The organism is Nonomuraea guangzhouensis (genome assembly GCF_019396345.1).
In the GTDB taxonomy this organism is placed as follows: domain Bacteria; phylum Actinomycetota; class Actinomycetes; order Streptosporangiales; family Streptosporangiaceae; genus Nonomuraea; species Nonomuraea guangzhouensis.
In genome coordinates this window covers 51,284-70,067 of record NZ_JAHKRM010000046.1, presented here as the reverse complement: position 1 = coordinate 70,067, position 18,784 = coordinate 51,284, and the positions used below count along the sequence as shown (strand labels likewise).

Genomic DNA, 18,784 nt, shown 5'->3' with positions numbered 1-18,784 from the left:
CGTCAGCGGAGCTTGCCGCGCACGGTCCGCCGCACGACCAGGATGAACATCGCCACCGAGGCCACCGTCAGGATCCCCGCCTCCGTCCACTGGAAGCGCCAGAAGCGGGACGGCGGGTGGTAGTAGACGACATACCGGTATCCCTTGCCGAACAGGCAGCGCTCCCACGCCTCGGCGTTGCGGTTGCTCTGCCCGACGTCCACCCGGCGCGGGCACACCCCGGCGGCCGGGATCGCCACCTCCTTGCCCGACGGCTCCTCCCAAGCGACGCTGACCAGCCGTATGTCGGGATCGTCCATCACGACACTGCCCGTCAGCTCGGCCCGCGCCGGCTCCGCGTAGTACTCGCTCACCGCGAACAGCGTGAACATGCTCGCCACGATCCCGGCCACGACCAGCGCCATGGCGGGCACCGTCCGCCGGAACAGCGACCCGGCCAGCGTGCCGAGCGCGAACGCGAACAGCCACCACGCCGCCGGCGCGACCCCGACCATGTTGAACACGCCGATGTTGCCGAACGACGAGTCGATCCCGCTGCGGAACACCGGCCGCCACAGGCTCACCATCAGCGACAGCGCCAGCCCGCCGGCCACCGCCGCCCCGCCCAGCAGGGCGAGCTTGACCGCCAGCCAGCGCCCCACCGGCAGCGTCTGGGTCCAGGCCAGCCGGTGAGTACCGCGCTCGTACTCGCGGCCCAGCAGCGGGGCGCCCCAGAACGCGCCGATCAGCGCGGGCAGCACCAGCGGCATCCAGCCGAAGATCGAATAGACGGCGTCATAGCGCTGCCCCAGCACCACGTCCAGCTCACCGCAGACCGCCGCTGGCCCCGGACAGCCGGGCGGGGCGTGGTCGGCGATGTAGAGCTTGGCCTCGATCGCCGAGCCGAGCAGCAGCAGCCCGAGCGCGGCCAGGAAACCGGCGGTGATCACCATCTGCGACCGGTGTTGTCGCCAGGTCAGCCAGATCATCCGGTCACCCCCGCCAGCCCCGGCAGCGCCGCCGAATCGGGGCTGCGCAGGTAGCCCATGACCAGCTCCTCGAGCCCGGCTGGCCGTACGTTCCAGCGCGGGTCCAGCACGGGCTCGCCCCGTACGAGCAGTGTGACCTGCCGTGCGGTGCCCGTGGCGCTGACGACCCGCGTCCTGGCCGCCACTCCGTCGGCCAGCTCGGCGGGCCCGGACAGCACGCGGTGCTCGGCCAGGAGCTCCTCGACGTCGCCGCTGACCTGCAGCCGCCCGCCGTTCAGCACGACCAGCCAGTCACAGGTGTCCTCCAGGTCGGAGACCACGTGCGAGGACAGCAGCACGCTCAGCCCGCGGTCCGCGACCTCGGCCATGATCGACCGCATGACGTCGTGCCTGGCCAGCGGGTCGAGGTTGGCCAGCGGCTCGTCCAGCACGAGCAGATCGGGGTGCCTGGCCAGCACGAGCGTGAGCGCGACCTGGGCCTGCTGTCCGCCGGAGAGCTTGCCCACCTTCCCGTCGAGCCCGATGCCGAGTGCCCGGAGCCTGCTCCGGGCGGCCGCGTCGTCCCAGCCGGGGTTGAGCCGGCGGCCGAACGCGAGCATCTCGGCGACGGTGAAGCCGTCGTACAGCGGCTTGTCCTGGGCCATGAAGGCCGCCTCGCCGTACACCGTGACCGAGCCCCGGTCGGGGTTGATCAGGCCCGCGGTGGCGTGCATGAGCGTGGTCTTGCCGGCGCCGTTCGGCCCGACGAGCGCGGCGACCCGCCCGGCCGGGACGGAGAGCGAGCAGTCGCGCAGCGCCCACGTGCGCCGGTAACGGACGCCCAGGCCCGTCGCCTCCAGCACGGGCCTCACGCCACCCCCTCCTTCATGGCGTCGGTCACGACGACGTTGAACAGCGCCCGCAGGTCATCCAGATCGAGCCCCGCCTCCTGCGCCTCCCGCACCCACCCCTCCAGGCTCCGGCGCAGCCGGGTGTGGTCGGCGAGCGTGGCCCCGGCGATCGACTGGAGCACGAACGTCCCCTGCCCGGGCCGCCCCTCGACCAGCCCTTCGCGTTCGAGCTCGCGGTAGGCCTTGAGCACGGTGTTGGGGTTGATCGCCAGTTTTTCGACGACCTCGCGCGCGGTGGGCAGCTGGTCGCCCGGCCGCAGCGTCCCGAGCCGGAGCGCCTGCTTGACCTGGTGGACGAGCTGCAGGTACGTCGACACCCCCGAGCTGCGGTCCAGAGAGAACTCGATCACCAAAAACCCTTTCACTAATTCAATAGGGAAAGAGTGTTGGACGGGGGCGCTCCTTGTCAACCCAACCGCGGCGACATCCCCTTCCGTCACTACTGCTACCTTTATGCGCTTTAGTCCGTCTATGCAGGGTGAGGTGCAGGGGTGCGGCGGTTCGGGACAGTGATCGGTAGCGTGACGGCGGGATGCCTGCTGGCGGGATGCTCCGCCCTGCCCAGCCTGCCCGGACTCGGCAGAGCGGCGGAGCCGAAGGCGCCGCCGACCGCCTCCGCCGCCGCCTCGCCGGGGGCCGGCCGCTCGGTGTCGGACGAAGAAGGCCGCACGATCATCGCCGACTACATCAAACGCAACAACGCCGCCAACCAGGCCAGGAGTGAGAAGCTGCTGGCCGGGTTCGAGGGCGGGTCCAGCTTCGCCATCGACAAGGCCGCCTACACCTCCAGCCGGCTGCTGACCAAGCAGGCCGACTACACCTACAAGCCCTTCGCCTACACCAAGCCCACCTATTACGCGCCGCCCGCCGGCGGCGCGCCCTGGTTCCTCACCACCGCGCACTGGCAGCGCGGCAAGGAGACGGACAAGGAGGTCACCTACCTGCTGTTCAACCGGCAGGCGGACGGCTGGCGGCAGGTGTACTCCCCCGACTCCTACGAGGACACGGCCGACAAGCTGCCGGACCTCAAGACCGACGGCGCGGGCGCCGCCGCCGCGGTGGCCCAGGCGGACGGCAAGGGGCTGCTCATGTCGCCCGGCGACTTCGCCCGGCGCTACGCGGCCCACCTCAGCGGCAAGGGCACCGCGGCCGACAAGACCCTCTTCGCCGCCGACGACATCTCCACCGGTGCGGCGTCGAACCGCGCGAAGATGAACAAGTACGCGGAGCTCACCGAGGTGGTCCGCCCCGCCACCCGCTACCCGTCGTACGCGCTGCGCACCGCCGACGGCGGCGCGCTGGCCTTCACCACGCTGCAGCGCGACAGGCACTACGACGTGCGGCAGGGCCCGGAGCGCAACTACGTCTTCCAGAAGGACAGCGGCCTGCTGCGTGGCCACTACTACAACTCCATGAAGATGACCGAGCTGATCCAGGTGGCCGCGCACATCCCGCCCAAGGGCGGGAAACTCGCCCAGGTCCAGCTGGTGGCCGGCTACTCAGGCCTGACCGCCGGCAGCGGCCGCTAGCTGAACTTGGTCTTCGGCCGTTCCTGGAGTTCGCCGTCGACGTAGATGTCGAGCTTCTCGTTGTAGAACGCGACCAGCCCCGCGACCCGCTCGCTCTCCGGCAGCGGCGTCCGGTACGACCAGGCGAGGTCCTTGCGGCCGTTGACCGTCCAGTACTCCGCCGTGCCCTTGTACGGGCAGTGGGTGGCGGTGTCGGTGCGTTCGAGCAGGTCGAACCGGACATCCACCTTGGGCAGGTAGTAGCGCGTGGGCAGGCCCGTCTCGAAGAGGATGCGCGGGCTGCGCGAGTCGGCCACCGTCACCCCGTCGACCTCGACGCGTACGTGCCGCGAGCTCGGCAGGATGTCGACCCTGGTGTACGGGTCGCGCGGGTGGAAGAAGACCTCCTCGTCCTCCTCGAACCAGGCGTCCATGGCGTCCCACTCGAAGCGGACGTGCCCGCGGATGTCCTCCAGCGGCGACTCCGGGTACGCCAGGGCCCCCTCCGGAGCCTCCGCGCCTCCCGAGGTGACCGTGTAGACGACGCCGTCGCCCCGGCTGGGCGAGTGCTTGGTCGCGCCCGCCTGCTTGAGCGCCGACTCCTCGACGTCCGCCAGCGGGAAGTAGTACGTCGGGTAATAGGGGATTTCCCACACCAGGAGGGCGTGGGTGGTGTCGGCCACCACCCGGCCGCCGAGGTAGGTCCTGACACGCTTGGCGGAGCGCTCGACACGCACCCGGCCGCGGCTCGTGGCTTCCTTGGTCGCTTCCATGCTCGGCGCAACCGCCGGCCGGCCGCCGCTATTCCAGGCGAATAACCCCTTTACGACAGACCGAACGCCGCCAGCGTCGCCCAGGTCGCCGCCGTGCCCACCAGCGCCCCGGCCACCACCTGCGCCCACGTGTGGTGCGCCAGTCGTACCCGGGCCCAGCACACCACCGCCAGGACGGCCACCCCGGCGAGTGCGGTCGGGGCCACGGGCAGGACGTGGGCCAGCACCACCACGGTCCCCGCGCAGACGGCGGCGTGGAAGGAGATCTTCCACCGCATCGTGACCGGCACGGTGACGGCCAGGGCGACGAGCATCGCGGTCACCGTGGCCACCAGCAGGGTCGGCGCGCCCAGCGCGACGAGCAGCACCAGGGCGACCAGCACGGCGGCGACGGCGGCCAGCAGCGGCCCGGTGCGACGGGCCCGGTCGACGATGTGGTGGGAGTCGAGCCGCCCCGACCGGACACCCAGCGCGATCACCCCGGCGGGCACGCCGCCGCACAGCGCCGAGGCCGCCAGCCCCCACGCGCCACCGCTCCAGCCATGGGCGATCAGGCCCACGGCCGGGGGCATGGTGATCACCAGCACTTGCGGGGCCAGCAGGTCCGTCACCCGCTTCGCCACCAGGTCCGCCGTCATGACAGCAGACTCTACGCGATCATGAAGAGGTCAGCCCATGCCCGCGGCGTTGACGATCCTCGTGGTCGAGCGGCCGGGGATGGCCTCCAGCTCCCAGCATTCGGCGCCCAGCAGCGCGGCGGCGGCGCAGCGGCCGCCCGCGTGCGGGTCGCCCGCGGTGTGCGCGAGCGCTCCCGGCCGCATGGGGGCGAGCAGGTCGATGTAGTCCTCCGGGCCGTGCGCCTCCGAGGGCCCGGTCACGATGAACACCCCGCTCACGAAACGGAGCGCGGCCAGCACCTCGGCGCGCTCGGCGGCCGGGTTGACCGGGCGCGTCGGTCCCTTCCACGCGCGTACGCGTGGATCGTCCTCCACGCCGACCACCAGCGGCAGCCCCCGTCCGGCCACGGCACCCAGATAGCGCACGTGCCCGACGTGCAGGATGTCGAAGACTCCGGTCACGTACACGGCCCCCGGGTGGTCGTACGGCTGCACCCAGACGGCCTCCAGGCTGCTCACGCAGGCACCCCTCCTAGTCGACTCGTCGATCGCAGCGTACTCGGTCGGCCGGAACAGGCGCGCAATCGATCGCAGGAAAGGGCATTCCTACCTTTTCGCGATAACCTCTCGCACCCGTCTGACGCGTCTCATGACGCAGCCGTCATCGGGGAGGTCGCCGTGGCACCGCCGGACTTTCACAGTGTCGAAGGGGGCGAGGAGCCCGGGAACGGTGCGTTCGTCGTCCGGTTCCCGGGGGCTCCGGCCCAGGTGGCGAGGGTGCGGGGGCTGGTGACGGCGGCGCTCGGCCGCGAGCATCCGCTGTACGACGACTGCGTGCTGCTCGCCAGCGAGCTGGCCACGAACGCGATCCTGCACTCCCGCTCCGGCGAGGGCGGCTGGTTCACGGTGTCGGTGCACGCCGCGGGGCCTCTGGTGCGGGTGCTGGTGAAGGACGGGGGGTCGAGCGGGTCGCCGTGCGCGTGCCGTACCGGGACGCAGGCGACCAGCGGGCGCGGACTGCCGCTGCTCGACGCACTCAGCCACCGGTGGGGGGTCATCCGCGAGAGCGGCGCGACGGCCGTCTGGTTCGAGATGCGACTGGTGACGATCCCCGCGCAACGGTCCGCCGAGGCGGTCTGACCTGCGGTCATGTGATAACCGATATGGCGCTGTTCTCGATATCGATATTAGACATCACCTGATCAGATCTGCTGTGCTCTCCTCTCCTGTGTTGGACGAGAGCAAGGACATGGCATGCGAAACCCCCGTACCCGCCGCTTTCCGGCCGCGCTGCAAGCGGCCGCGCTGACGATCTCCCTCCTTGGGGGCGGCGTCTATGGGACGGGCACCGCCTCAGCGGCGACGGCGGTGACCGGTCTACGGGACGCCTCCAGCGCCCAGAAGGAGCTGCGCGCGCTCGAGGCGTCCTTCAAGGGCCGCATCGGCGCGTACGCCCTGGACACGGGCACGGGGAAGACGATCGCCTACCGATCGAACGAGCGCTTCCCGCTGCTGTCCACCTTCAAGGCGATGGCCTCCGCCGCCGCGCTGCACAAGGCCCGCACCTCGGACCCGGGGCTGATGGAGCGGGTCGTGCACTGGACGAAGGACGACCTGAAGTCGAATTCGCCGGTGACCGAGAAGCACGTGGCGGACGGGCTGACCGTCGCCGAGTTGTGCGAGGCCGCGATCACCTACAGCGACAACACCGCCGCCAACATGGTGCTGAAGCAGATCGGCGGGCCGGCGGGCCTGACCCGCTACTTCCGTACGCTGAAGGATCCGATCTCCCGCCTGGACCGCTGGGAGACCGAGCTCAACGACTGGACCCCCAAGGAGCGGCGGGACACCACCACTCCCGCGTCCATCGCCCGCGACCTCCGGAAGGTCACGACCGGTGACGCGCTCGACGCCAAGGACCGGGCGACCCTGAACGGCTGGCTGAAGGCGAACACCACCGGCGGCGCCCGCATCCGCGCCGGCCTGCCCAAGACCTGGACGATCGGCGACAAGACCGGCACCGGCTCGACCTACGGGACGGCCAACGACATCGCGATCATCTGGCCCGCCAAGGACGCCGCCCCCATCATCATGGCGATCTACACCAACCGCCCGGCCGCCGACGCCGCCAACGACGAGAAGGTCATCGCCGGCACCGCCACCATCCTCGCCCGCGGCCTGGGCAGACTTCCGTAACGCGGTCAGACGTCCAGACGGCACAGGCCCTCGGCGAGGGCCTTGGTCGTGAGGCGGGTGCGGCTGTCGCAGCCCAGCTTGGCGAAGATGTGCTCCAGGTGGGTCGTCACCGTGCGGACGCTGAGCACCAGGGCGGCGGCGATCTGCGGGTTGGAGTCGCCGGCCGCGACCCGGGTGAGCACGTCCACCTCCCTGCCGGTCAGCTCGTACGGCAGGGAGCACGGGCGTTCGGCCACCACCGCGCCCTGGAGCGAACCCTGGAACCCGACACCGGCCCGCACCACCCGCACCTCGTGCCAGCGACCGCCGCGGTCGAGCCAGAGGCCGCGGCGGCTCAGCTCGCGCGAGTCGATGAAGGCGCGGGCGAACCCCGCGATGGCCGGTTCGTCCCAGAGGACGGCGGACTTCGCGACGCCGGGGACCTCGCGCCGGACGCCCAGCCGGTCGTAGGCGGCCGCGAGGAACCCCGGCGGCAGCCCCACCGGGTCGATCACGCACCGGGTGAGGTCCGTGACGTGCGCCAGCATGGGCGCCACGGCCGCCACCAGCCGGCCGGTCAGCTCGGGGAAGGCATCCCTGGCCGCCAGGTGCAGCAGGCCCGTGTAACGTCCGTCGGTCAGGAACAGCGGCGCGGTCAGCCCGGCGCGCCAGCCGTACGGGGCGAGATGGCGGCGGAAATAGCGCTCGGTGCCCGGCTCGGGCATCGGCACCGGCGCCCGCGTGGCCATCGCCGTGCGATAGGCGTCGAGCCCGGCGTACTCCTCCGCGGCGTCGCCGTCGATGCGCCGGTGGCCGTCGGAGACGACGCTGTGGTGGCGCCCGCTGGCCGGGTCGAACGCGACGAACTCGTAGGCGTCCACCGGGACCACCCGGCGCAGCGCGCCCATCGCGCCGCGCGCGCCACCGCCGCCCGCCGCCTGGTAGCCGACCTCGGCGAACGCCTGCAACTGGCGGACGTTCAGGGTGATCTCGGCCACGGTTCTTTATATCAGGGCGCGAACTCGCGCACCGAGACCGCCTGACCACGCCCTGGTACTCCGGAACATTTACCGCGCGAGGTGATCGGCTCGGCTGCTAAGGTCGCGGACATGCAGCGCGCTTACGTCACGACGACGCCGGACACGGTCCCGGCGCGCTGATTCCATGCTCCCCGGGCGAACGCCCGGGGTTCTGGTCGTTCGCCCTTTCACCCGAAGGACGATCATGAACGACCACCGCAGGCTCGGCCGCGAGCTGGGCATCTTCGACACCGACCCGTTGATCGGCTCCGGGCTGCCGTTCTGGCTGCCGGCCGGCGCGGCGATCCGCAAGGCCGTCGAGGACTACGTGTACGAGCTCGAACGCCGCCACGGCTACCAGCACGTCAACTCGCCGGTGCTGGGCAAGCGCGAGCTGTACGAGAGATCCGGCCACTGGGCCCACTACGGCGACGACATGTTCCCGGTCATGGAGGTGGGCGGGGAGGAGTTCGTGCTGCGGCCGAGCCTGTGCCCGCACCACGCGCTCATCTACCGCTCGCGGCCGCGCAGCCACCGCGACCTGCCGCTGCGCGTGGCCGAGCTGGGCGGCATGTACCGCTCGGAGCTGTCGGGCGTGCTGGGCGGCCTGACCAGGGTGCGGGCCATCCAGCTCAACGACGGTCACATCTTCTGCGCGCCGGAAGACGCCGCCGCCGAGGTCTCGGCCGCGCTCGACCTCATCGAGGCCGCGCACGCCCAGCTCGGCATCGAGGCCGCCCGCTACCGGCTCTCGCTGCGGGGCGAGGGCGGCAAGTACGTCGACGACCCGGCGCTGTGGGCCGAGTCGGAGTCGGTCCTTCGTGAGGTGCTGCGCGAGCGGGGCCGCGCGTACGACGAGGAGCGGGGCGAGGCCGCCTTCTACGGCCCGAAGATCGACATCCAGATCGCCGACCCGCTGGGCCGCGAGGCGACCCTGTCGACCGTTCAGGTGGACCTCTACCAGCCTGGCCGCTTCGACCTCTCGCACGCGGGCGGCGGGCGGCCGGTCATGGTCCACCGCAGCGTCGTGGGCGGCCTGGAACGGCTGGTCGCGCACCTGATCGAGGTGCACGGCGGGGCGTTCCCCGCCTGGCTGGCGCCGGTGCAGGCCGTCGTGCTGCCCCTCACCGACGCCGAGCTGCCGGCCGCCAGGGATCTGGTACGTCGCGGCGTCGCGGCCGGGCTGCGGGCCGAACTGTCCGCGCCGGAGAAAGGCAGCCTCGGGGCCCGGATCAGAGCGCATCGGCTGGTGCCGTACCAGCTCGTCGTGGGCCCGCGCGAGGCGGCGGGCGGCGAGGCGTCGGTGCGGTTGCGCGACGGCAGCCAGGCGGGCGCGCTGCCCCTTGCCGAGCTGGCCGCCCGCTGCCGTCCGGAATTCTGACCGGACGTCGCCCCTGAAAAGGGTCTTCCCTAGCCATGTAAAGGACTCGTAAAGTCCCCTCAAGCGCGCTGTCAGGGAGGACCCACTTGACCGAGCTGAGCGACCGTGACGCGGAGCTGGTGTCGGCCCACGAGCAGGAGCGTCCGGCCCGGCAGTTGACCGGGGTGCTGCGGCTCGGCGTGTGGATCGTCGGCGGGCTGCTGTCGGTCTATTCACTGGTGGTGGTGTTCAGGCCGGTCGAGGCGCTGGAGCATCGGCTGACGTTCCTGGCGGTGGCGCTGCCGCTGGTGTTCCTCTGCTATCGCCCACGGATCTCGTCGGCGATCGATCGGCCCGGGGTGACCGACTGGTTACTGGCGGCGGCCTCGCTCGCGGTGCTCGTCTATCCGCTGCTCGACATCGACGCGTTCCGCGATCGGGGCTCGGGTTCGGCGCTGACCGAGCTCGACATCGTGGCCGGCCTGGTGCTGACCGTGCTGCTCCTGGAGGCGGTTCGCCGCACGGTCGGCTGGTCACTCACCATCATCTGCCTATTTTTCCTGATTTATGCCTATTTCGGGGCGTATCTGCCGATTGGCTGGACGATCGGTCATCGAGGCTTCGATCTCGGGCAGATCGTGTCGCAGCTCTACACCGGCACCGAGGGTTTCTTCGGCGTCCCCATGCAGGTCGCCGCCAGCTACATCATCCTTTTCACGATTTATGGTGCGGTGCTGGATTATTCGGGCGCGAGTAAGTTCTTCATCGACCTGAGTTTCGCCGCCTTCCGCAAGTCCCGTGCCGCCCCCGGCCGCACGGTCACCACCGCGGGCTTCCTGCTCGGCACCGTCTCCGGCTCGGGCGTGGCCACCACGGTCAGCCTCGGCAGCGTCGCCTGGCCGGTGCTCCGGCGGGCCGGTTACCCCAAGGAGGCGGCCGGCGGCATCCTCGCCTCGGGCGGCATCGGCGCGATCCTCTCACCGCCCACGCTCGGCGCGGCGGCGTTCATCATCGCCGAGTATCTCAAGGTCAGCTACCTCGAGGTGCTCATCTACGCGACGATCCCCACGATTCTGTACTACCTGGGCATCTTCCTGGCCATCGAGATCGACTCGCGCCGCTTCAGCACCCACGCCGTCCCGGTGGACGCGCCGAAGGCGGGCCGGCTGCTGCTGCGCTTCGGCTACCACTTCAGCTCGCTCGTCCTCATCATCGTGCTGATGGCGCTGGACCGGTCGGCGTTCCAGTCGGTGGTGATCGCCACCGCCGTCGCGTTCGTCCTGTCGTTCCTCGATCCCGAGCACCGGATGGGGCCGAAACGGACCGCGCAGGCGCTGGCCAAGGGCACGCTGGAGGTGCTGCCGGTGACGGCGGTGTGCGCGGCGGCGGGCATCATCGTCGGCGTCATCACCCAGACCGGGCTCGGGCTCAACCTCAGCGGGATCATCGTGGACGTCGCCGCGGGCAACCTCATCCTGACGACGGTCATGTCCGGGGTCGCGGTCATGCTGCTCGGGCTGGCCGTACCGGTGACCGCGAGCTTCATCATCGCGGCGGTGATCATCGGCCCGGCGCTCACCACGCTCGGCGTCACGCCCGCCGAGGCGTACATGTTCGTCTTCTACTACGCGGTGCTGTCGGAGGTGAGCCCGCCGACCGCGCTGTCGGCCGTCGCGGCGGCGGCGATCACCGGTGGCAACACCTACAAGACGATGATGATGACCTGGCGCTACACGCTGCCCGCGTTCCTGGTGCCGTTCGCGTTCGTGCTCACGCCCAACGGCCAGGCGCTGCTGGGGCAGGGACCCTTCAGCACCGTGCTGCTGATGACCGCGGTCTCGGCCGTCGCGGTGGCCGCCCTGGCCATGGCCACCGGCGGGGTGAGCGGGTGGCCCGAACGCGTGCTGGCCGCCGTGGCCGCCGTGTTGCTGCTGTTCCTCGAACCCGTCCCCATCGTCGCGGGCCTGGCCGTCCTGGCCGTCGCGGCGGCCGTGCACCTCATCAGGAGAAGGAGAGTCCCAGCGTGAAGCGGATTCTTGCGGTACTCGCCGTGACGGCACTGGCCGCCGGGGTGGCGGCCTGCGGCAGCGTGACCGGCTCGGGTCACCGGCTGTCGATCGCGACGGGCGGCACGACCGGCGTCTATTACGTGTACGGCGGGGGCCTGGCCAAACAGCTGACCGACAACATCGCCAACACCCAGGCCACCGCGTCCGTCACCTCGGGCTCCGTCGAGAACATCAAGCTGCTGGCCGGCGGCAAGGCCGACATCGGTTTCTCGCAGACCGACACCGCCGCCGACGCCGTCAACGGGACCGGGTCCTTCACCGCCAAGCAGCCGATCAAGGCCATCGCCCGCATCTACGACAACTACGCCCACGTCGTCGTCGCCCCCGGCCTGAAGGCGAGCAAGGTCGCCGATCTGGCGGGCAAGCGGGTCTCGATCGGCCCGCCCAACTCGGGCACCCAGGTCCTGGCCAGGCGCCTGCTGGAGGCGGCCGGGCTGAACCCCGACTCCGGCATCTCCAAGCAGCAGTTGTCCATCAACGAGTCGGTGCAGGCCGTCAAGGACGGCACGATCGACGCCTTCGTCTGGGTCGGCGGTCTGCCCACGGCCGGCATCGTGGACCTGGCCACCAGCAAGCCGGACATCAAGCTGCTCGACACCACCGACGTGCTCGCGCCGATGCAGGCCAAGTACGGCAAGGAGTACGTCGGGCTGGACATCGACATGTCCCTGTACAAGCTGCCGGGCACCATCAAGACGGTCGGGGTGGCCAACGTGCTGCTCGTGCCGGACAAGATGGACGAACAGCTCGCGTACGACATCACCAAGACGCTGTTCGAGAAGAAGGCCCAGCTCGCGGCCGTGCACCCCGAGGCGGCCAAGCTCGACCTCAAGATCGGCCAGCAGGTGGATCCGGTGGCCCTGCACCCGGGCGCGGCCCGCTACTACAAGGAGAAAGGCTGATTAAAGCCAGTCCTTCTTCTTGAACACCACGTACAGCGCGACGGAGACCACGGCCACCAGCGCGGATGACAGCCAGACGCCCCAGGGCTGACCTTCACCCGGGTAGGGCACGTTCATGCCGTAGAAGCCGGTGATCGCGGTCGGCACCGCGATGATCGCCGCCCAGCTGGTGACCCGCTTCATGATCTCGTTCAGCCGGAACCCCTGCTGGGCGAGGCGGGTCTCCCGCATGTTGGCCAGCAGATCGCGCAGCGACTCCGTCCACTCCGTCACGCGCACCACGTGGTCGTAGACGTCCTCGTAGTAGGGCGCCATCACCGGGTCGGCGATCAGCTCCTGGTCGCGGCGGAGCAGGACGCCGACCACCTCGCGCATCGGCATGGTGATCTTGCGGAAGCTCGCCATGTTCTTGCGCAGGTCGTACATGGTGCGCTGCAGTTGCCTGCCGTCGATCGGGGTCTCCTCGAACAGCAGGTCCTCCAGGTTCTCCACCCTGTTGTCGAACTCCTGGACGAGGTCGAACTGCTCGTCGACCACGTAGTCGAGCAACCCGTGCAGCAGGAACGCCACGCCGTGCCCGGCCAGCCGCTTGCCGGCGTCCCAGCGCTTGAGCACCTCGCCGATGTCGAAGTGGTCGCTCTCGCGGACGGTGACCAGGGCGTTCTTCGTCACGAAGGCGTTGACCTCGACCGGGTCGAGGCGCCCGTCGTCGAAGTGCACCCCGTACACGGTGAGGAACAGATGGTTCTGGTAGATGTCCACCTTGGGGCGCTGGTGGTCGGACAGCACGTCCTCGACCGCGAGCTCGTGCAGGCCGAGCTCCTCGCCGACGGCGGCGAGGTCCTCCGGCGTCGGCGAGCACAGGTCGAACCAGACGGTGTTGGCCTCGTCGTCCACGTAGTCGGAGACTTCCTCGATCGGGAAGCCTTCCTTCTCCAGGACACCGTTCCTGTACAGGCGGGTATGCACTAGACGAGTCTGGCAAAGCGTCGCGCGTTGCGCACAGCGGCTCCCCCGGAATCGTTGTTGAAGTAGACGTAGGCGTCGCGCCAGCCGGCTTCTCCGACCCGCCTGGCCCAGGTCTTCAGCGACGTGTCACCGTACGACGGGAAGGGGGTGGCCCTGCCCTCGTGCAGCCGCACGTATCCCCAGCCGGCGGTGCGCCAGAACGGGTTCAGCGGCCTGCCGAGGCGGTCGGCCCAGCACAGGGCGGCGTCGCGGGCCGCCAGGATCTCGCGGACCTCGTCCGTCCACCACGACGGGTGCCTGGGTTCGACCGCGACGCGCACGTGCTTCGGGAAGCAGTCCAGGCAGCGGGAGAGCCGCTCCGGGTCGGCCTTCAGGGTCGGCGGCAACTGCAGGAGGATCGGGCCGAGCTTGTCCTTGAGCGCCGAGGCGGCGTTCATCAGCCGCTCCACCGGTTCGGCCGGATCGGCCAGCCGCTTGATGTGGGTGAGGAACCTGCTCGCCTTGACGGCCATCACGAACCCGTCGGGCGTGCGGTCCCGCCAACCGGCGAAGGACTCGGGTGAGGGCAGGCGGTAGAAGGCGTTGTTGCTCTCGACCGTGTCGAACGTCTCGGCGTAGGTCTCCAGCCAGAGGCGCTGCGGGACCTCCTGCGGATAGAAGGTGCCGCGCCAGTCCTTGTACTGCCATCCGGACGTGCCCACCAGCGTCGCCATGCCCGTGCGCCTACCCTGTGGAAGGCGCCCCTACCACCTGGCCTCAGTCGACCTCGGCGCTGCCGTCCACCCGCAGCTTGCGCCGGGCCCGCTCGTAGAACGTCGTCCCCAGCCGCACCACCTTGGCCGCGCCCGGCAGGGCGGCCACCGTGATGCGGTCACCGGGGCACAGATGCCCCAGCACCGCCCCGTCCACCTCCACCGCCAGCCGCCCGCTCGACGGCAGCAGCTCCAGAGTCACGTCCTCGTCGGCGGGCAGGACCAGCGCCCGGTTGAAGGAGGAGTGGGCGGCGGCGGGCACGACCAGCAGCCCTTCGACCCGCGGCGACACGATCGGCCCGCCAGCGGCGAAGCTGTAGGCGGTGGACCCGGTGGTCGTGGCCACGATCACGGCGTCGGCCGCGTAGCGCACGAACGGAGCGCCCTCCGGCATGACGCTCACAGCGGCCATGCCGTCGCCCGGGATGCGCACCAGCGCGATGTCGTTGAACGCGATCAGCTCCGCGGCGCCGTCGATCTTGGTCCGCACGGCCATGCGCGGCTCGACGGTGTAGCGGTGGCCGTCGATGGCGGACAGGGTGGCGGGCAGCTCCTCGACGTCGATCTCGGCCAGGAACCCCAGCCGCCCCAGGTTCACCCCGAGCACCGGCGTGGGCCGTCCGGCGATGAGCCGCATGGTGCGCAGCATCGTCCCGTCACCGCCGAGGCTCACCAGCAGATCGGCCCGCTCGACCAGCATGTCGGCGTCGACCGCCACGGCGCTGCAGTCGATGCGGCCGACCTCCTCGGGCAGCCCCATGACGGTGGCTCCCTTGCCGGCGGCCCAGCTCAGGATGGTGTCGATCGCCTCTTTGGAGTCGCGCCTGGGATGCAACACCAGCCCGACCGTACCGACCATGCCCATGTCGCCAGCTTAGGGGCCGACGGTCACCTGCCCTGACGCCCGCCACGCGACCGGCTTCTGCGGCGTCAGAGCCAGCCGTTCTCCTCGGCGATCCGGACCGCCTCCGCGTGCGTGCTCGCCCCCGTCTTGCCGATCGCCGAGGACAGGTGGTTGCGCACGGTGCCGTTGGTGAGGTGCACCACCCTGGCGATCTCCGCGACGGTGCCGCCGTGCCGGGCGGCCAGCAGCACCTCGCGCTCCCGCCCCGTGAGCGGGCTGGTGCCGTTGACCAGCGACTCGGCGGCCAGGTCCGGGTCGATCGCGCGGAGCCCCGCGTGCACCCTCCGTACCGCGGCCACGAGCTCCTCCGGCCGCGCGTCCTTGACCACGAAGCCGACAGCCCCGGCGACCATCGCCCGGGTGAAGTAGCCCGGCCGGCCGAACGTGGTGCACATGATCACCCGGCACGACGGCAACGCCGCTCTCAGCTCCGCCGCGGCTTCGAGCCCGTCCATCCCCGGCATCTGCACGTCGATGAGCGCCACGTCAGGTCGGGTACGGCGGGCCGCCGCCACCGCCTCCGCCCCGGTGGCCACGGTCGCGACCACCTCGATGTCCGGCTCCAGCCCCAGCATCGCGGCCAGCGCGCCCCGTACCAGAGCCTGGTCGTCGGCGAGCAGCACCCTGATCATGGCACCTCCGCCCGCAGCCGGAACCCGCCCTCGGGCAGCGGGCCCGCGTGCACGGTGCCGCCGACCGCCTCGATCCGCTCGGTCAGCCCGGACAGGCCGTTCCCGAGCGCGTGCCCGTCGCTCGCCCCGCGGCCGTTGTCGCGTACCTCCAGCCAGGTGCTCCCCAGCGCCACCTCGCACCGGGTGGCGCCGGAGTGGCGGATCACGTTGGTCACGCCTTCGCGCAGCACGTACCCGAAAGGCTCCCGCAGCTGGACGGGCACGTCGTCGACGGCCCGCGGCAGCACCGGGTCGATGCCGGCGGCGCGCAGCGCGGCGCCGGCTCCGACGATCTCGCCGGTCAGCGTGGTGCGCCGGTAGCCGGAGACGGTGGCCCGGATGTCGCCCAGCGCCTGCCTGGACAGCTCCTCGGCCTCGCCGACCTCGGCGAGCACGCGGTCCGTGCCGGCACCGGTCTCCAGCATCCGCCTGGCCAGCCCGGTCTTCAGGGTGATCGTGGTCAGGCTGTGGCCGAGTACGTCGTGCAGGTCCCTGGCCAGCCTGGCCCGCTCCCCCGCCACCGCCAGGACCTTGATCTCCTCCCTTGCCTCGCGCAGCTGCGTGACCGTGCGCATGAGCCGCATCAGCCCGACCATGCCCACCGCGAACGAGGCCAGCAGGGCCGCTTGCATCACGTCCTCCTCGGAGGTCAGCGGCCAGGCGAAGGCGACGAAGCCCGCCACCGTGGCGAGCCCCAGGAGCTGGGCCCAGCGCACCGGCAGCAGCAGCGCCGCCGCCGTGATGGCGAAGGCGATGACGGACAGGTCACCCGGGTTACCGGTGACGATCGCCAGCCCGGAGCCGGTCAGGTAGAGCCAGCCGACCATGCCGATCCTGGCCGCCCGTCCGTACCCTGGGCCGTACCACAGGATGGCCAGGTACGTCGTGCCGTACACCGCCGTGACGCCCCAGACGGCCACCGCGAAGCCGGGCGAGTGCGGCGGGTCGAGCGCCATGAACGCCATGTGCACGAGCCAGCCGAGGAAGGGCACGGCCAGCAGCGTGCGGCGGGCCCGCTCACGGCGGGCGCGCGGCGAGGTGGCGACCATCGGCCATTCCCACGACTCCCGCACGTCTTCGTCCTCGATGTCTGTCCGGCTCGCCGTCACGCGCATTCTGGCGCGCGCCGGGCCCGAACGCGAGACCCGCTGACACTTGTCATGGCCGAACGGTGACGGGTGTCGTGGGGGCCGGCCGCCGGCGCGGATCAGAATCCGCGCATGGACACTCGCGCCTCAGCCCTCTCGCTCCGTGGACGTGCACTGATCTCGCTGCTGCTGTGGGAGATCGTGCCGCCGATCGGTGCCTTCTATCTCTTCCGGCTCCTCGGATACGGCAGCTACGTCGCCCTGCTCGTGGGGGCGGGCGTCGCGGCGCTACGCACCGTCTATGTCGCGGTACGGCACCGCGCGTTCGACGGGGCGGCCGTCTTCCTGCTGGTCCTGTTCGGCACGGGACTGGCGCTCACGCTGGTCACGGGTGACGAGCGGTTCCTGCTGGCCAAGGGGTCGATCCACGTGGCGTTCCTGGGCCTGCTCTTCCTCGGTACGTGCCTCGTGGGCAGGCCGCTCACCTTCCACCTGGCCAAGCGCTTCGTCGCCGGGGACATCGAGGCCAAATGGGACGCCTCGCCGGCGTTCCGCCGCGGCTTCTACACGGCGGCGCTGGTGTGGGGGTTCGGCATGCTGGCCGACGCGGCGATCCACATCCCGGTGATCTTCCTGCTACCGATCGACGTCGCGGTGGCCGTGTCCTACGTGCTGCACTTCGCCGACCTGGCGGCCCTCACCCTCTGGACCCGCTGGTACCGCCTGCGCGCCCAACGCAGGGCGGCCACGGACCCCCGGTGACGCGATCAGCCCGTCAGACGATGTTGAGCTCGGGTCTGGCCCCGGCCAGGACGAAGCGGCTCGCGTCGAAGGCGGTGACGTCGACGAACGGCGCCCGTTCCAGGTAGAGGTCGCGCACCACCTCCCCGACGGCCGGGCTCATCAGGAAGCCGTGGCCGGAGAAGCCGGTGGCGTAGATGAACCGGTCGACGTTCGGGGCGGTCCCGATGAGCGCGTTGTGGTCCGGCGTGTCTTCGTACAGGCCGGCCCAGCCGGTGGCGATGCCCGTCTCCATCAGCGCCGGGGCGCGGCGGGCCATGGCCTCGCCCAGCCTGGGCAGCCAGGCGTCGGACCGGTCGAACTTGAACCCCGGCGTCTCGTCCGGATCGGACATGCCCAGCAGCAGGCCGGGGCCTTCCCGGTGGAAGTAGAACGTGGTGCCGAAGTCGATGGTGAACGTCATGGGCGGCAGGTCGGGGACCGGCTCGGTGATCAGGATCTGCCTGCGCAGCGGGCTCACCGGCAGGTCGACGCCCACCCACGCGCCTATGGGGCTCGACCAGGCGCCGGCCGCGCAGATCACGGTGTCGGTCTCGATCCGGCCACCCTCGGTGCGGACGGCGACGATGCGGCCGTCCACCGTCTCGATGCCGGTCGCGGCGCAGTTGGGCAGCAGCCGGGCGCCGAGCCGGCGGGCCGCGCCCGCGTAGCCGAGCACCACGGATTCGGGCGTGCAGTGGCCGTCGGTGGGCGAGTAGGCGGCGGCGAGCAGTCCGTCGGTGTCGATCAGCGGCGACAGCTCCGCGGCCTCGCGCACCGAGATCATCCGGCTGGGCACGCCCAGGTCGTTCTGGACCGCGACGTTCTTCTCGAACTCCGCGACGGACTCGGGCGAGTCGAGCAGGAACAGGTAGCCCACCTGGTGCAGGTCGATCTCCTGCCCGAAGCGGCCGGCGAAGGTCTCGAACGTCTCGAGGCTGCGTGCGGCGAGCTCGATGTTGACCCGGTCGGAGAACTGCGCGCGCACTCCCCCGGCGGCCTTCGAGGTCGAGCCGGAGCCCAGTGGCCCCTTGTCGAGCAGGACCACGTCGGTGACTCCGGCCGCGGCCAGCGCGTAGGCCGAGCTGACGCCCATGGCGCCGCCCCCGATGATGACCGCCGAGGCCCGCGCGGGCAGCTCGCGTCCGGTTTCGTTCATTGACCGGTTCCCTCCTTTGATGCCTCTAGGATCGCCGAACGCCTGGAGCGGGAGGAAGCGGTCGAGCACGGTCATCTGTGGGCGTAGCCGAAGAGGTTCTTACGCTGCCAGCGTATAGCGGTCGTCGAACAGGGCAGTCGTGGGCCGTGATCGACGAAGGACTGGTGCTGTTGCCGGCCT

20 protein-coding genes are annotated in these 18,784 nt (G+C 70.8%); 7 read left to right on the top strand and 13 right to left on the bottom strand.

Going from position 1 to position 18,784, the window contains the following annotated elements:
• Positions 1-2: 2 nt before the first annotated feature.
• From KME78_RS56570 to KME78_RS56560, 3 genes are read right to left on the bottom strand one after another with little or no spacing between them, the layout of a single operon-like run.
• Positions 3-968, bottom strand: a complete 966-nt coding sequence (locus KME78_RS56570) for an ABC-2 membrane transporter-related protein (protein WP_219538344.1) — start codon at positions 966-968, stop codon at positions 3-5.
• Positions 965-1,819 carry an ABC transporter ATP-binding protein gene (locus tag KME78_RS56565; protein WP_219538343.1) on the bottom strand — a complete coding sequence of 285 codons (855 nt, stop codon included), beginning with the start codon at positions 1,817-1,819 and terminating at the stop codon, positions 965-967. Before KME78_RS56565 ends, KME78_RS56570 begins: the two co-directional genes overlap by 4 nt.
• Positions 1,816-2,208, bottom strand: coding sequence for a GntR family transcriptional regulator (locus KME78_RS56560; protein ID WP_219538342.1), 393 nt, complete (start codon positions 2,206-2,208; stop codon positions 1,816-1,818). Before KME78_RS56560 ends, KME78_RS56565 begins: the two co-directional genes overlap by 4 nt.
• Positions 2,209-2,349: 141 nt before the next feature.
• Here KME78_RS56560 and KME78_RS56555 point away from each other — a divergent pair, with 141 nt between their 5' ends.
• Positions 2,350-3,387: a DUF8094 domain-containing protein gene (locus tag KME78_RS56555; protein ID WP_219538341.1), complete on the top strand. Its 1,038-nt coding sequence runs from the start codon at positions 2,350-2,352 to the stop codon at positions 3,385-3,387.
• Here the strand turns inward: KME78_RS56555 and KME78_RS56550 are convergent.
• Genes KME78_RS56550 through KME78_RS56540 form a run of 3 tightly spaced genes read right to left on the bottom strand, consistent with a single transcriptional unit; the run spans position 3,384 to position 5,275 of the window.
• The gene (locus tag KME78_RS56550; RefSeq protein ID WP_219538340.1) at positions 3,384-4,139 is read right to left on the bottom strand and encodes a DUF427 domain-containing protein; all 756 of its coding nucleotides are present in this window, start codon (positions 4,137-4,139) and stop codon (positions 3,384-3,386) included. The two genes, KME78_RS56555 and KME78_RS56550, sit on opposite strands and share 4 nt — an antisense overlap.
• A 50-nt stretch (positions 4,140-4,189) precedes the next feature.
• The gene (locus tag KME78_RS56545) at positions 4,190-4,777 is read right to left on the bottom strand and encodes a phosphatase PAP2 family protein (protein WP_219538339.1); all 588 of its coding nucleotides are present in this window, start codon (positions 4,775-4,777) and stop codon (positions 4,190-4,192) included.
• A 30-nt stretch (positions 4,778-4,807) separates the two neighbouring features.
• The gene (locus KME78_RS56540) at positions 4,808-5,275 is read right to left on the bottom strand and encodes an adenylyltransferase/cytidyltransferase family protein (RefSeq protein ID WP_219538338.1); all 468 of its coding nucleotides are present in this window, start codon (positions 5,273-5,275) and stop codon (positions 4,808-4,810) included.
• A 159-nt stretch (positions 5,276-5,434) separates the two neighbouring features.
• Between KME78_RS56540 and KME78_RS56535 the strand changes: the two genes are divergently transcribed.
• The gene (locus tag KME78_RS56535; protein ID WP_219538337.1) at positions 5,435-5,896 is read left to right on the top strand and encodes an ATP-binding protein; all 462 of its coding nucleotides are present in this window, start codon (positions 5,435-5,437) and stop codon (positions 5,894-5,896) included.
• Between the two features lie 114 nt (positions 5,897-6,010).
• Positions 6,011-6,952: a class A beta-lactamase gene (gene bla / locus KME78_RS56530; protein ID WP_219538336.1), complete on the top strand. Its 942-nt coding sequence runs from the start codon at positions 6,011-6,013 to the stop codon at positions 6,950-6,952.
• A 5-nt stretch (positions 6,953-6,957) separates the two neighbouring features.
• On the opposite strand, the gene KME78_RS56525 is transcribed toward bla, so the two are convergent.
• Positions 6,958-7,929 carry a helix-turn-helix transcriptional regulator gene (locus KME78_RS56525; RefSeq protein ID WP_219538335.1) on the bottom strand — a complete coding sequence of 324 codons (972 nt, stop codon included), beginning with the start codon at positions 7,927-7,929 and terminating at the stop codon, positions 6,958-6,960.
• 226 nt (positions 7,930-8,155) lie between these two features.
• On the opposite strand from KME78_RS56525, the gene thrS reads away from it, so the two are divergent.
• The 3 genes from thrS to KME78_RS56510 all read left to right on the top strand — a co-directional run bounded on the left by thrS (position 8,156) and on the right by KME78_RS56510 (position 12,281).
• Complete coding sequence (gene thrS, locus KME78_RS56520; protein ID WP_219538334.1) at positions 8,156-9,331, top strand: threonine--tRNA ligase; 1,176 nt, start codon at positions 8,156-8,158, stop codon at positions 9,329-9,331.
• A gap of 86 nt (positions 9,332-9,417) precedes the next feature.
• The gene (locus tag KME78_RS56515) at positions 9,418-11,337 is read left to right on the top strand and encodes a TRAP transporter permease (RefSeq protein WP_219538333.1); all 1,920 of its coding nucleotides are present in this window, start codon (positions 9,418-9,420) and stop codon (positions 11,335-11,337) included.
• A complete protein-coding gene (locus KME78_RS56510) occupies positions 11,334-12,281 on the top strand; it encodes a TAXI family TRAP transporter solute-binding subunit (protein WP_219538332.1) in 948 nt (315 codons plus the stop codon). Before KME78_RS56515 ends, KME78_RS56510 begins: the two co-directional genes overlap by 4 nt.
• On the opposite strand, the gene KME78_RS56505 is transcribed toward KME78_RS56510, so the two are convergent.
• The 5 genes from KME78_RS56505 to KME78_RS67745 all read right to left on the bottom strand — a co-directional run bounded on the left by KME78_RS56505 (position 12,282) and on the right by KME78_RS67745 (position 16,686).
• Positions 12,282-13,250, bottom strand: a complete 969-nt coding sequence (locus KME78_RS56505) for a magnesium transporter CorA family protein (protein WP_219538331.1) — start codon at positions 13,248-13,250, stop codon at positions 12,282-12,284.
• Positions 13,250-13,963, bottom strand: a complete 714-nt coding sequence (locus tag KME78_RS56500; protein WP_219538330.1) for a DUF72 domain-containing protein — start codon at positions 13,961-13,963, stop codon at positions 13,250-13,252. Before KME78_RS56500 ends, KME78_RS56505 begins: the two co-directional genes overlap by 1 nt.
• Before the next feature lie 43 nt (positions 13,964-14,006).
• Positions 14,007-14,867 (bottom strand): NAD(+)/NADH kinase, encoded by an 861-nt coding sequence (locus tag KME78_RS56495; RefSeq protein ID WP_219538329.1) that lies wholly within the window; start codon positions 14,865-14,867, stop codon positions 14,007-14,009.
• Positions 14,868-14,932: 65 nt separating this feature from the next.
• Complete coding sequence (locus KME78_RS56490) at positions 14,933-15,538, bottom strand: response regulator transcription factor (RefSeq protein WP_219538328.1); 606 nt, start codon at positions 15,536-15,538, stop codon at positions 14,933-14,935.
• Positions 15,535-16,686: a sensor histidine kinase gene (locus tag KME78_RS67745; protein WP_219538327.1), complete on the bottom strand. Its 1,152-nt coding sequence runs from the start codon at positions 16,684-16,686 to the stop codon at positions 15,535-15,537. The genes KME78_RS56490 and KME78_RS67745 overlap by 4 nt, the downstream gene beginning before the upstream one ends.
• 111 nt (positions 16,687-16,797) lie before the next feature.
• Between KME78_RS67745 and KME78_RS56480 the strand changes: the two genes are divergently transcribed.
• Positions 16,798-17,427: a VC0807 family protein gene (locus tag KME78_RS56480; protein WP_219538326.1), complete on the top strand. Its 630-nt coding sequence runs from the start codon at positions 16,798-16,800 to the stop codon at positions 17,425-17,427.
• 13 nt (positions 17,428-17,440) lie between these two features.
• On the opposite strand, the gene KME78_RS56475 is transcribed toward KME78_RS56480, so the two are convergent.
• A complete protein-coding gene (locus KME78_RS56475; protein WP_219538325.1) occupies positions 17,441-18,604 on the bottom strand; it encodes an NAD(P)/FAD-dependent oxidoreductase in 1,164 nt (387 codons plus the stop codon).
• Between the last annotated feature and the right edge of the window lie 180 nt (positions 18,605-18,784).